The 12,943-nt window shown below is 64.9% G+C and carries 12 protein-coding genes; 11 read left to right on the top strand and 1 reads right to left on the bottom strand.

Going from position 1 to position 12,943, the window contains the following annotated elements; translation table 11 throughout:
* Window positions 1-43: 43 nt before the first annotated feature.
* The gene (locus tag OMK73_RS19540; RefSeq protein ID WP_267603571.1) at window positions 44-262 is read left to right on the top strand and encodes a FixH family protein; all 219 of its coding nucleotides are present in this window, start codon (window positions 44-46) and stop codon (window positions 260-262) included.
* A 2-nt stretch (window positions 263-264) separates the two neighbouring features.
* Window positions 265-510 (top strand): hypothetical protein, encoded by a 246-nt coding sequence (locus tag OMK73_RS19535; RefSeq protein WP_043421572.1) that lies wholly within the window; start codon window positions 265-267, stop codon window positions 508-510.
* 86 nt (window positions 511-596) lie between these two features.
* Here OMK73_RS19535 and fnr read toward each other — a convergent pair whose 3' ends face one another.
* Window positions 597-1,322 carry a fumarate/nitrate reduction transcriptional regulator Fnr gene (gene fnr, locus OMK73_RS19530; RefSeq protein ID WP_267603570.1) on the bottom strand — a complete coding sequence of 242 codons (726 nt, stop codon included), beginning with the start codon at window positions 1,320-1,322 and terminating at the stop codon, window positions 597-599.
* A gap of 301 nt (window positions 1,323-1,623) precedes the next feature.
* On the opposite strand from fnr, the gene OMK73_RS19525 reads away from it, so the two are divergent.
* From OMK73_RS19525 to truB, 9 genes are all read left to right on the top strand, one after another.
* Window positions 1,624-2,385 (top strand): sulfite exporter TauE/SafE family protein, encoded by a 762-nt coding sequence (locus OMK73_RS19525; RefSeq protein WP_267603569.1) that lies wholly within the window; start codon window positions 1,624-1,626, stop codon window positions 2,383-2,385.
* 589 nt (window positions 2,386-2,974) lie between these two features.
* The gene (gene scpB, locus OMK73_RS19520) at window positions 2,975-4,063 is read left to right on the top strand and encodes an SMC-Scp complex subunit ScpB (protein WP_267603568.1); all 1,089 of its coding nucleotides are present in this window, start codon (window positions 2,975-2,977) and stop codon (window positions 4,061-4,063) included.
* Window positions 4,064-4,068: 5 nt separating this feature from the next.
* On the top strand, window positions 4,069-4,896 hold the full coding sequence (locus OMK73_RS19515; RefSeq protein ID WP_267603567.1) for a hypothetical protein: 828 nt from the start codon (window positions 4,069-4,071) through the stop codon (window positions 4,894-4,896).
* Window positions 4,884-5,981, top strand: a complete 1,098-nt coding sequence (locus OMK73_RS19510; RefSeq protein ID WP_267606436.1) for a pseudouridine synthase — start codon at window positions 4,884-4,886, stop codon at window positions 5,979-5,981. Before OMK73_RS19515 ends, OMK73_RS19510 begins: the two co-directional genes overlap by 13 nt.
* 396 nt (window positions 5,982-6,377) lie before the next feature.
* Window positions 6,378-6,905, top strand: coding sequence for a ribosome maturation factor RimP (gene rimP, locus OMK73_RS19505; RefSeq protein WP_267603566.1), 528 nt, complete (start codon window positions 6,378-6,380; stop codon window positions 6,903-6,905).
* Entirely contained in the window at window positions 6,862-8,337 is a 1,476-nt protein-coding gene (nusA, locus tag OMK73_RS19500; protein WP_043347317.1) for a transcription termination factor NusA, read from the top strand. The genes rimP and nusA overlap by 44 nt, the downstream gene beginning before the upstream one ends.
* 94 nt (window positions 8,338-8,431) lie before the next feature.
* The gene (gene infB / locus OMK73_RS19495; protein WP_267603565.1) at window positions 8,432-11,332 is read left to right on the top strand and encodes a translation initiation factor IF-2; all 2,901 of its coding nucleotides are present in this window, start codon (window positions 8,432-8,434) and stop codon (window positions 11,330-11,332) included.
* Window positions 11,333-11,395: 63 nt separating this feature from the next.
* A complete protein-coding gene (gene rbfA, locus OMK73_RS19490; protein WP_006162086.1) occupies window positions 11,396-11,764 on the top strand; it encodes a 30S ribosome-binding factor RbfA in 369 nt (122 codons plus the stop codon).
* Window positions 11,765-11,881: 117 nt separating this feature from the next.
* The gene (gene truB, locus OMK73_RS19485) at window positions 11,882-12,829 is read left to right on the top strand and encodes a tRNA pseudouridine(55) synthase TruB (RefSeq protein ID WP_267603564.1); all 948 of its coding nucleotides are present in this window, start codon (window positions 11,882-11,884) and stop codon (window positions 12,827-12,829) included.
* The last annotated feature ends 114 nt before the right edge of the window (window positions 12,830-12,943 follow it).

Here is a 12,943-nt window from a genome sequence, read left to right as displayed (position 1 = left end):
GATCCATACGCAACATACGCGATCTAGATCTACAGGAGGCCAGATGACGCGGCAAAGCAATCCCTGGTGGAAGGAGCCATGGCCGTGGCTGCTGATGAGCGGGCCATTGGTGGCAATGGTGGCTTGCGGGGTCACAATCTGGCTGGCCATGACGCATCCGGACCCGCCCATTGTGGAAGGCGTGTCGCGGCACGGCCTGGTGGTCGAGAAGGCGGGCAGCGCGGCACGCCAGACAGCGCCGGTTGCGGCGCAAGCGAGGTGATCATGAGACTGCGCTGGCTGATGTGGGTGCTGTGGCCCGCTTTCCTGGTTGCCGGGCTGACGACCGCGCTGGTGTTCTCCATGGTAGACCCCGGCGACCTGCGCTTTTTCGGCCAACCGGTCGAGGCATCGCGGGAGGCGGTCTACACCGTGGGATTCCTGATCGCGTGGGTGCTCTGCTCGCTGTCGAGCGGCTTGACGCTGTACACCATGCCCACGCGGCTGGCGGACACGGACGAGCTGGAATGAGTGCGATGCGCGCCTTGCCGGTTCAGGCCAGAAGGCGCGGCATCACGGCGGGCCGCCGCTGGCGAGGGCGGCTTGCGACGTGCACGTCAGCAGGACTTGTTGACGATCTGCTTGATTCCCACCATGTCGACCAGCTTGACGTGGCGCTGGCGGATCTGGATCAGGCCAGCTTCCGCAAAGCGCGAGAACAGGCGGCTGACGGTTTCGAGCTTAAGCCCGAGGTAGCTGCCGATTTCCTCCCGGCTCATGCGCAGCACGAACTCGGAAGCCGAATAGCCGCGCGCGGACAAGCGCTCGGACAGGTTGATCAGGAAAGCGGCAAGCCGCTCCTCGGCGCGCATCGAGCCGAGCGTGATCAACATTACCTGGTCCTGCGAGATCTCCTTGCTCATCAGGCGCATGAACTGATGCTGCAGGGAAGGCAGGACGTTGGACAACGTCTGGAGATCGCCGAAGCGCACCACGCAGACTTCGGTATCTTCCAGCGCGGTGGCGTCCGATGCGTGCTGCATCTCGCCGAGGCCGTCGAGGCCGACGACTTCGCCGGGGAGGTGGAAGCCCGTGATCTGCGAGCGGCCGTCTTCCATCGTCAGGTGGGTCTTGAGCGTGCCGAAGCGGATCGCGTAGACGGCGGTGAGAGGGTCGCCGAGGCGGTACAGGCTTTCGCCCTTGCGTACGCGCACCCGGTCCTGCACCAGCGTATCCATCTTTTCGAGGTCCTGCTGCGTCATGCCGACGGGCAGGCAGAGCTGGCCGAGCGAGCAGGTGGAGCAGCGGGGCGACATCTCGGTAATAGGAATGGAGGTTAGCAATTGAGGCCTGTCGGTTTAGCGCAGTCAATCAAGCGCGGTGTGGCAGGCGCATTGAGTTGAGAGCTTGACGTTGAGAGTCGTCGATGGGAAGCGCTATCCACATCGGCCCGGCGCGCGGGTCTGTCGGCGGTGCGCTATCTGTGCAGCGCGGCCTGCCGTGCCCGTCGTCATGTTGTTTTGCGAACGCGCGAACTGCCGCGGGCGCTGGGCTTCATGTTGATAGCGCCTCTTGAAGCTGCGGGGGCGCGTTGGGCGCATTTTACCGCGCCGGACGTTGCGATTGTGTGATTGGGAGGAGAAGTTGACCATAGGCGTGCTAATCAGCGTATTTACCCTGGCTTTGCTGGGCGGCGTGCATTGCGCCGCCATGTGCGGCGGGATCGCGCTGGCCGCGGAGCAGGGCGGTGAAGCGCGCGTGCCTGCCACGGTGCTCCGGCGTCCCGGCCATTGGTTGCTGGAGCTGCTCGTCATGCATGCCGGGCGGCTCAGCATGTATGCGGTGCTGGGGGCCCTGCTTGGCGCCCTGGGGGCTGGCGTCTGGGGGCGGTACCTGCCGCTGCAGCGCTGGCTGTTTGGGGTGGGCAGCGTAATGCTGGTGTTGTCGGGCCTGTGGATGTTGCGCGGGCGGACCGTGGGTACTGGCTGGCTGGAGCGGCTTGCCGCCCGCGCCGCGGGCGGGTTGCTGCGCGGCCTTGGCGCTGTCGGGGCGCGCTTGCCTGCCGTGGCCCGGGCGCAGGGGCAGGGGCGGTTGCTGCGCCGCTACGGCATGGGGCTGGCCTGGGGGCTGGTCCCGTGTGGCATGGTGTACGGCGCCCTTGCCATGGCGCTGCTGGCTGGCAATGCCCCGTCTGGCGCGCTGGTGATGGCCGTGTTTGGCCTGGGCACCCTGCCGAACCTGCTGGTGATCTCGGGCCTGTCCGGCTACCTCAGGCAGCTTTCGCGGCGCCCGGCGCTACGGGCCGGCGCCGGCCTCGCGGTGGTGGCCTTTGGCCTGGCCGGGGTGGCGCGCACGCTGCTTTTGCCCCAGACGCTTGCCGCACATGGATTCTGCCTGGTCTTCTGAAACGTTGTTCGCGGCGTATCTGTCACTTCTTCGGTGAGGTAGCTGTGCGAATCGGTTGCAGGTTTGCCAGGGAATGCCATACAATCGCAAGAACAGCGATATCGCGCAGCGTATTTCATCGTGGCATCGTCAGGTAGCATCCGCTGCTCAGGGATGCATGCCAGGAACACCCGGGCAGGCAACAGCGCCAGGGACCGTTCCCCATCCGCCGTCCGGTTCAAAAGATTCGGTTCAAAAGACCAGCCACGGCAGGGCGGGGTGAAATAGGCCAGCAGGCCCGATATCCGTATTTTCTTGCACCCGGCGCGTTCGATGATAAACGCCGCGCCGGACAGGTCCGCCACATCAGGGGAAGGCGCGACGCAAGGGCTCCGTCGACTGGCAGGTAAAGCCGGTGGCCGGGCGATCTCCTGCCGGTCAGGTCCGGCACCCGATGCAATAAAAGAAAGCGCACGGCTGGCATGCAACAAGCATGCGGTTGGCTGCGCGGCCAGATGGCGGTGGCAATCCCTACCGCTGAACCCGCAATCTCCAGTGCGCCCGGGATCAATCGGGGCGCAGGTGCAAAGACAGGCTGCACGCAATCAACATGAATACCCAAGAGGCGAAGATCGTCCTCGAGACCGCGCTGATCTGCGCGCAGGAACCCTTGCGCGTCAATGACTTGCGCCGGCTGTTTGCCGACGACGTCGGTGCCGACACCATTCGCGTGCTGCTCGAAGAGTTGCGCCGCGATTGGGAGCAACGCGGCGTGGAGCTCGTGGCACTGGCCAGTGGCTGGCGTTTCCAGAGCCGTCCTGTCATGCGCGAATACCTGGATCGGCTGAATCCTGAAAAGCCGCCCAAGTACTCCCGCGCCGTGATGGAGACGCTGGCGATCATTGCCTACCGGCAACCGGTCACGCGGGGCGATATCGAGGAAATCCGCGGTGTCGCGGTCAGCACCGAGGTCGTGAAGAAGCTCGAGGACCGTAGCTGGATCGAGGTGATCGGCCACCGTGACGTGCCCGGGCGGCCCGCGCTTTATGCCACCACCAAGAATTTCCTTGATGACCTTGGCTTGCGCACGCTCGATGAATTGCCGCCGCTGGAGGACATCCAGGCCCAGGCGCAGGTCGCGCTGCTGAACCAGGAGCCAATCGATTTCGAGGCGCTGGGCACTGTGCCGGCGGATAGCGACGAAGAGGCATTTGCGGAACCTGGTCATGATCAGGCCGAGGCTGCCGCAGAGGCTGTGGCCGATGCCGGGGAGGGTGAATCGACCCATTCCGAAGTGGTTGCACCCGATGTTCTTGCGGCCGGCGCCGCGGATGGCATCGCCGATCTGGTGGATGCGTTTGAAAAGAAGGAAGCCTTGGTGCAAGCGGAAGCTGGGTTCCCACCCACGCCCGAGGCCGAGGCGGAAGTGCTGGCGCCGCCGGAGCCAGACAGTGAGCCAGACAGTGAGCCAGAGAGCGAGCCGGTGTCCGCCGAGCCCACCGGCGCACGGCCTGGCGACACAGCCGACGAGCAAGCCGTCATAGACGGTGAAGCAAATGAGCAAACGGACACGCCCGCCAACGGTTACCACGTACAAGTGGACTCCGGCGAGCAGGCATCCGAAGTCCCGGGGGCGTCCAAGACGAATCCGGCGCACCCCAGCGAGCACGACGAGCACGACCAGCGCGTGTCCAACTGAACACCATGCAACATCCGAATGTGAATACCTTGTCCGATTCTGATCAAGACGTCCGCCAGGCGGATACGCCGGCCGGCGATGCCGGCAATGGCGCCGAAGGCGGCGCCGGCACCGATGGCGCGCCGCGCCGCAAGGGCCTGCGCCGTGGCTTGCGCAATCTGGTGGCCACGCGCCGCCAGGCCGCGCAGGACCGCGATGGCGGGCGTGCCGCGGACGGCGACACGGCAGCCCCTGCGGGCGGCCCCGACGCGGGCGACGCGCAGGCCGGGCGTGGCGACGGCGCAAGGAAAGGACGTACCCGTGGCAAGCGCAAGCCGGCCGAAGGCGAGGGCGTGCAGGCCGGCGAGCAGCAGGGCGAACGCCCGGCGCCGCGAGGCGCTCGCCGCACCTTCAGCGCCGACAATGCCGAAGGCGTAAGCGAAGCTGGCGGCGAAGCCGCGGGCGAGCGCCAGCGCGACGGCGCGCGTGCCAACCCGAACGGCAATGGCGCCCGCAAGCGCAAGCCGCAGCAAGGCCAGCAGCCGCAAGGCGTGGCCCGCCGCAGTGGCGCCGAGGGGCAGCAAGGCGGCCCGCGCCAGCAAGGCAAGGCAAACAAGGGCAAGGGCGGCGCGCAGCGCCGGCCGCGGGTGTGCCCGAGAAGGCGCCCGCCGCCGCGAGCGGCGAAGACCTGTTCCGCTTTGTCATTTCCGGTCAGTACGACCAGGAAGAGTCGAGCGGCCCGCAGGCCCGGGTCAAGCCGGTGCGCGAGCTGTCGGCAGACGACGACGCGCCCAAGCTGCACAAGGTGCTCGCCGAGGGCGGGCTGGGCTCGCGCCGGGAAATGGAAGAGCTGATCCTGCAGGGCCGGGTTTCGGTCAATGGCCTGCCTGCCCATATCGGCCAACGCATCCTGCCGGCCGACCAGGTCCGGGTGAACGGCAAGCTGATCCACCGCCGTGTGTCGTCCAAGCCACCGCGCGTGTTGCTTTATCACAAGCCGTCCGGCGAGATCGTCAGCCAGTCGGATCCGGAAGGCCGTCCGACCGTGTTCGACAGCCTGCCGCGCATCAAGGCAGGGAAGTGGGTGGCCGTGGGCCGCCTCGACTTCAATACCGAGGGCTTGCTGATCTTTACCTCGTCGGGCGATATCGCCAACAAGTTCATGCATCCGCGCTACGGCGTGGAGCGCGAATATGCGGTGCGTACGCTGGGCGAGTTGGCCGAGGCCGATCGCCAGCGCCTGCTGCACGGCATCAAGCTCGACGATGGCGAGGCCAATTTCCTGCGCATCGCGGACGGTGGCGGCGAAGGCATCAACCACTGGTACCACGTGGCGCTGACTGAAGGCCGCAACCGCGAAGTGCGCCGCATGTTCGAGGCTGTCGGCCTGACCGTGTCGCGCCTGATCCGTACCCGTTACGGCCAGTTCCTGCTGCCGCGCGGCTTGAAGCGCGGCCGCTGGCAAGAACTCGCGGCGGACGACGTGCGTGCGCTGATGGCATCCATCGGCCTGAAGGCGCCGTCCAAGGGCGATAGCGGTCCCAGGGGCGGCAGCAAGGTGGGTGGCCGCCAGCAGCGCACCGAGGCAGCCATTGCCGGCATGCCGATGCCGACCGGCATGGACGGCCTGCCGCGCGTCAATCGCAGCAATGGCCCGCGCGGCAGTGGCGCTGGCCGCGGCCAGCCGGATCCAATGCAAACCTCGATGGGCTACATCGGTGGCCCGACCCTGCTGACGTCGCATACCACGAAGCTGGGCGGCGGCGCGGCGGGTTCCCCCGCGGTCCGGGCGGCCCGGGTCGCGGGGGCCGCAGTGGCGGCCGTGGCGCCGGAATGGGTGGTATGGGTGGTATGGGTGGTATGGGCGGCATGGGTGGCATGGGTGGCGGGCAGAACCGTTCCCAGCGTCGCGGTGGTGGCGAAGCCAATGGGAATGTGATGCCGCAGGGCGGCAAGCCCAACGGCAACCGCCGTCCTCGTGGCGGTGGCCGCGACGGCAATCGTTGAGCGATGCGAGGCGGGGCGCCATGGACAGGCTTGGCAGGGAAAAGAGCGGCACAGGCCGCATCCCTGTCCGGCCAAAGCCCGGTGCCTTTGCCTTTTGCACCGCGACAGCGTATAATCAAAGTCTATTCAAAAGTCATCCTGCAAAAGGGTGGGCAAATGATGGGCATTGCGCCCATTTTTTTGCTTCGCCCGTTTCGTGTGCTTGCCGTGTTTCACGGCGCGCCGGTCGGGGTGACTGGCAGGCAAGCTGGCTGAAGCCGTCAACCAAGACGGCCGTGCCGATGGGCTGGGTCTGCCACGGTATTGATGGCCATTATTCGGGAATACAGTGCATCTGGCAGATTTGATCGAAACCACCCTGAACGGCATGGGGTACGAGCTGGTTGAGCTCGAGCGCGCTCCAGGCGGACTCATGCGCGTCTACATCGATCAGCCTGAAACCGGCATCGTCATTGAGGATTGCGAGAAGGTAAGCCGTCAGCTTACCCACGTGCTCACCGTCGAGAACATCGACTATGAGCGACTCGAAGTGTCCTCGCCGGGGCTGGACCGGCCGCTCAAGAAACTGGCTGACTTCGTCCGCTTCGCGGGCCAGGAAGCCAGGGTTACCTTGCGCCTTCCGGTCAATGGCCAGAAGAATTTCGTCGGCATCCTGCAGACGCCTACCGGTGAGCCGGGGGCAGAGCAGATTGGCCTCGAGTTCGAAGGCCAGAACGGCACGGCGCTGCTGGAATTCACCATATCCGATGTTGATCGCGCACGCCTGGTGCCGGTGATCGACTTCAAAGGAAATCAGAAAAAGGGAACAAGCAATGAGCCGCGAAGTTCTGTTGCTCGTCGATGCGCTTGCGCGTGAGAAGAACGTCGACAAGGATGTGGTATTCGGTGCGCTGGAAGCGGCACTCGCTTCGGCAACCAAGAAGCGTTTCGAGGAAGACGTGGATATTCGCGTCGCCATCGATCGTGAGTCCGGTGAGCACGAGACGTTCCGCCGCTGGCTTGTAGTCCCCGATGAACAGGGCCTGCAGGAGCCGGATAAGCAAATCCTCATGTTCGAGGCACGCGAGCAGGATCCGGACATCCAGCTGGATGAATTTGTCGAAGAGCAGATCGAGTCGGTCGAGTTCGGCCGTATCGGTGCGCAAGCCGCCAAGCAGGTGATCCTGCAGAAGATCCGTGACGCCGAGCGCGAGCAGATCCTCAACGATTATCTCGATCGTGGCGAGAAGGTCATGACCGGCACGGTCAAGCGCGCCGACAAGAAGGGCCTGATCGTCGAGTCCGGCCGCGTGGAAGCGCTGCTGGCCCGCGACCAGATCATCCCCAAGGAAAATCTGCGCACCGGCGATCGTGTCCGCGCATATATCCTGAATGTGGATCGCACCGCACGCGGCCCGCAGATCGAGCTCTCGCGCACCGCGCCCGAGTTCCTGATCAAGCTGTTCGAGAACGAAGTGCCGGAGATGGAGCAGGGCCTGCTGGAAATCAAGGCGGCCGCTCGCGACCCCGGCGTGCGCGCCAAGATCGCCGTAGTGGCGCATGACAAGCGTATCGATCCGATCGGTACCTGCGTCGGCGTGCGCGGCACGCGGGTGACCGCGGTCCGTAACGAGATCGGCGGCGAGGCGGTCGACATCGTGCTGTGGTCGGAAGATCCGGCCCAGTTCGTGATTGGCGCCCTGGCGCCGGCACAGGTACAGTCGATCGTGGTAGACGAAGAAAAGCACAGCATGGACGTGGTGGTCGACGAGGAAAACCTCGCCGTCGCCATCGGCCGCAGTGGTCAGAACGTACGCCTGGCGTCCGAGCTGACCGGCTGGCAGATCAACATCATGACGCAGGAAGAATCGGCACAGAAGCAAGCCGAGGAAAGCGACGTGGTGCGCAAGTTGTTCATGGCCAAGCTGGACGTGGACGAAGAAGTGGCTGACATCTTGATCGACGAAGGTTTCTCCACGCTGGAAGAAGTGGCCTATGTGCCCATCAGCGAGATGTTGGAAATCGACGCCTTCGATGAAGATACCGTCAACGAGTTGCGCAACCGCGCCCGCGATGCGCTCTTGACGATGGAACTGGCCCGGGAAGAAAAGGTGGAAGAGGTGTCGCAGGATCTGCGCTCGCTCGACGGCCTGACCCCGGAACTGATCGGCAAGCTGGCCGAAGGCAATATCCACACGCGTGACGAACTGGCCGAATTGGCCGTCGACGAACTCGTCGACATGGTTGGTCTTGGCGAGGATGATGCCCGCGCGCTGATCATGAAAGCACGGGAACATTGGTTTAACTGAGGGACACGCTCACGTGGTGCTTTTCCAGGCTGCTTGAGCGCGCATTCCGCACACAATTGTCCCGACGTATAAACCGAGCATTGAAAGGGTTTGAATGGCAAGCACAACAGTTGCCCAACTGGCCGCAGAACTGAGCCGCAGCGCAGCTGCCCTGCTGGAACAATTGCAGGCAGCTGGGGTGGGCAAGGTGACGCCTGACGACATCATCACCGAATCCGACAAGACCAAGTTGCTGGATTACCTCAAGCGTTCCCACGGGGCGGCCGATGACAGCGCGCGCAAGAAGATCACGTTGACCAAGCGTGAGACCTCCGAGATCCGCCAGGCCGATTCCACCGGCAAGACTCGCACGGTGCAGGTCGAGGTGCGCAAGAAGCGCGTCCTGATCAAGCGCGACGAGGCTTCCGCCGATGGCGCCGATGGCCACGAAGTGGTCGAGCTGCCGGTCGATGCGGCCGAGCAGGTACGCCAGGACGAGGAAGATCGTCAGCAGGCCGAGTTGCTGGCACGCCAGGAAGCCGAGTCCAAGGCACGCCAGGAAGCGGCCGAACGCGAGGAAGCCGAGCGTCGCGCCAAGCAAGAAGCGCTGGAGGCCGAAGAACGCCGCCAGGCTGAGCTCGCCGCCCGCAAGGCGGAAGAGGAAGCTGCTGCCCTGCGCGCCGCCGCTACGGCCAAGGCGCCGGAAGACGACGATTCGCGCAAGAAGGCCGAAGACGAAAAGGCTCGCCTGGCCGCCGAACGCGCTGCCGCGCAGAAGGCCGCCGACGATGCCAAGCAGGCTGCCGACAAGGCGCGTGCCGAGCAAGACGCAGCGCGCAAGCGCCGCGAGGCCGCCGAAGCCGAAGCCCGTGCCATTCAGCAGATGCTGAATGCGCCGGCACGCGTGCTCAAGGCGCCGTCGGAGCGCAAGGCTGAAGAAAAGAAGGCCGAACAAACCGGTACGTTGCACAAGCCGGTCAAGCCGCCTGGCACTGAAGTCAAGAAAGAAGAGAAGAAGCCCGCAACGACCACCGCCACCGCTACCACCACCGTCGACAAGAAGACCGGCAAGGTAGTGAAGGCTGGTACCTCCTCGACCTGGCAGGACGAAGGCTCGAAGAAGAAGGGCAGCGGCCTGAAGACCCGCGGCGATTCGTCGGGTGGCGTTGGCGGCTGGCGCGGCGGTCCGCGCGGCCGTGGCAATCGTCATCAGCAAGACGATCGCGGCACGAATTTCCAGGCGCCGACGGAACCGGTGGTGCGCGAAGTGCACATCCCCGAGACCATTTCGGTGGCCGACCTGGCGCACAAGATGGCCGTCAAGGCTTCCGAGGTCATCAAGCAGATGATGAAGCTCGGCCAGATGGTGACCATCAACCAGGTGCTGGACCAGGAAACCGCCATGATCGTGGTGGAAGAAATGGGCCACAAGGCGTTTGCCGCCAAGCTGGACGATCCGGAAGCGCTCCTGGTGGTGGGTGGTGAAGACCACACCGACGCCGAGCAGCTGCCGCGTCCGCCGGTGGTGACCGTGATGGGTCACGTCGACCACGGCAAGACCTCGCTGCTGGACTACATCCGTCGTGCCAAGGTTGCGGCAGGCGAAGCCGGCGGTATTACGCAGCACATCGGTGCCTACCATGTGGAAACCGAGCGTGGCGTGATCACCTTCCTGGACACCCCGGGTCACGAGGCCTTCACGGCCATGCGTGCTCGCGGTGCCAAGGCAACCGACATCGTGATCCTGGTGGTCGCGGCCGACGACGGCGTGATGCCGCAGACGAAGGAAGCCATTGCCCACGCCAAGGCGGCGGGCGTGCCCATCGTGGTCGCGATCAACAAGATCGACAAGCCCGAAGCCAACCCGGACCGCGTCAAGCAGGAACTGGTGGCCGAGCAGGTGCTGCCGGAAGAATACGGTGGTGATTCGCCGTTCGTTCCGGTGTCCGCCAAGACTGGCGCCGGCATTGACGACCTGCTCGAGCAAGTGCTGCTGCAGGCCGAAGTGCTGGAACTGAAGGCACCGGTGGACGCCCCGGCCAAGGGCCTGGTGGTGGAAGCCCAGCTGGACAAGGGCAAGGGCCCGATCGCGACCATCCTGGTCACCAGCGGCACGCTCAAGCGTGGCGACGTGGTGCTGGCTGGCAGCGCTTATGGCCGCGTGCGTGCCATGCTGGACGAGACCGGCAAGCCGACCAAGGAAGCGGGTCCCTCGATTCCGGTCGAGATCCAGGGCCTGTCCGAAGTGCCGGCGGCTGGTGAAGAAGTGCTGGTGCTGCCGGACGAGCGCAAGGCGCGTGAAATCGCGCTGTTCCGCCAAGGCAAGTACCGCGACGTCAAGCTGGCCAAGCAGCAGGCGGCCAAGCTGGAAACGATGCTGGAGCAGATGAGCGAAGGCGAAGTGCAGACGCTGCCGTTGATCGTCAAGGCCGACGTTCAGGGTTCGCAGGAAGCACTGGTGCAATCGCTGCAGAAGCTCTCCACCGAAGAAGTGCGCGTACAGATCGTGCACGGCGGCGTGGGCGGCATCTCGGAGTCGGACGTCAACCTGGCCACGGCCTCGAAGGCGGTCATCATCGGCTTCAACGTGCGTGCCGATGCGGGCGCGCGCAAGCTGGCGGAGAACAACGGCATCGATATTCGCTACTACAACATCATTTACGATGCGGTAGACGAGATCAAGGCGGCAATGTCGGGCATGCTGGCACCGGAAAAGCGCGAAGTCACGCTGGGTACGGTCGAAGTGCGCCAGGTCTTCCGCGTGCCGAAGATTGGCGCGGTGGCCGGTTGTATGGTCACCGACGGGCTGGTCAAGCGTACTGCCCTGGTACGGGTGCTGCGCAACAATGTGGTCATCCATACCGGCGAGCTCGATTCGCTCAAGCGCTTCAAGGATGACGTCAAGGAAGTCAAGCAAGGCTTCGAGTGCGGGTTGTCGATCAAGAACTTCAACGACGTTCAGGAAGGCGACCAGCTCGAAGTGTATGAAATCACCGAGGTGGCGCGCACGCTGTAAAGTGTGTTGCGGGCGGCGGGCCAACTGGCCCGCCGCTGCCCTTCTCGACAGCAAGCGTATTGAATGGCCAAGAAAGGCAATATCTCCTCTCGTAATCTCCGGATTTCCGACCAGATCCAGCGCGACCTGGCCGAGATGATCCAGCGTGAGCTGCGCGATCCCCGCCTGGGGCTCGTCACACTGCAGTCGGTCACGCTGACCCCCGACTACGCGCACGCCAAGGTGTACTTCACCGTCCTGGCGGCTGATGCCGCGGAAGTGGAGGGCATCCTCAACGAAAAGTCCGGTTACCTGCATTCGCTGCTCTACAAGCGGCTGCATATCCATACCGTGCCGACGTTGCGCTTCTTCCACGATACCTCGGTGGAGCAAGCGATCGAGATGTCCAAGCTGATCAAAGAAGCCAACTCCACGCGCGCAAAAGAAGACTGAAAGACGGCCCGTCACCACGGGCCGTTTTCTTGTTGGCGCTTGTTGCTTCGTGTCTCCTTTGTCCCTGTCTGTCGCGCCCGGCCCCGAAGCTCTGCCGGCGTCACATAGCTCCCCGTCATGACCGATCCCAAAACCAATCGCCCGCCCCGGCAACCGCGCCGCGAGGTGCATGGCGTGCTGCTGCTCGACAAGCCGCTCGGCCTCTCGTCCAACGATGCGCTGGTGCGTGCCAAGCGCATGCTGCGCGCGCTCAAGGCAGGACACACCGGCACGCTCGACCCGCTGGCCACCGGCTTGCTGCCGCTGTGCTTCGGCGAGGCGACCAAGTTCTCCCAGGACCTGCTCGAGGCCGACAAGACCTATGAGGCCGCCGTGCGCCTGGGCCTCAAGACCGCTACCGGCGACGCCGAAGGCGAGGTGATCGCCGAGCGCCCGGTAACGTGCGATATCGATGCCCTGCGCGCGGCCATGCTGCGCTTCGCGGGCGAAATCGAGCAGGTACCGCCGATGCATTCCGCGCTGAAGAAGGACGGGCGTCCGCTGTACGAATACGCGCGTGCCGGCCAGACGGTGGAGCGTGCCGCGCGCCGCGTCACCATCCGCGAAATCACGCTGCTCGATTGCGGGCTGCCGCAGGCGCCCACGTTCAGCATGCGCGTGACCTGCAGCAAGGGCACCTATATCCGCACGCTGGCCGAGGACATCGGCGAGGCGCTCGGTTGTGGCGCGCACCTGACGGGCTTGCGCCGCACGGCGGTGGGGGACCTGAGCCTGGACGGCGCGGTCACGCTGGAGCAGATCGAGCAGCGCACCGACGATGAGCGCCCCGGCATGCTTGCGCCGGTCGATGCGCTGTTGCAGCGCTGCGTAGCGGTGACGCTCGACGAGGCCGCGATGGCCCGCTTCCTGCAAGGGCAGCGCATCGCGCAACGCGACCTGCCGGCGGGAGTGGCGCTGGCGGAAGACGAACTCGCCAGTGTCTATGGCGGCGAGCCGCGCCGTTTGCTTGGCGTGGCGCGCATGCGTGAGGGCGCTTTGCGACCCGAACGGCTGGTCAAGCTCTGACGCGGCTAAGGTGGCTAACGCGGCCGCATCGGGCATGAAAGCCATGCTAAGTGGTGCGATTGCCGGTGAAAGTGCCCGCAGGGGAGGTAATGGCTTCCCTTCGTCGCGGAAATT

This window comes from Cupriavidus sp. D39 (assembly GCF_026627925.1).
Lineage (GTDB): Bacteria > Pseudomonadota > Gammaproteobacteria > Burkholderiales > Burkholderiaceae > Cupriavidus > Cupriavidus ulmosensis.
This window is presented reverse-complemented; position numbering and strand designations above follow the sequence as displayed.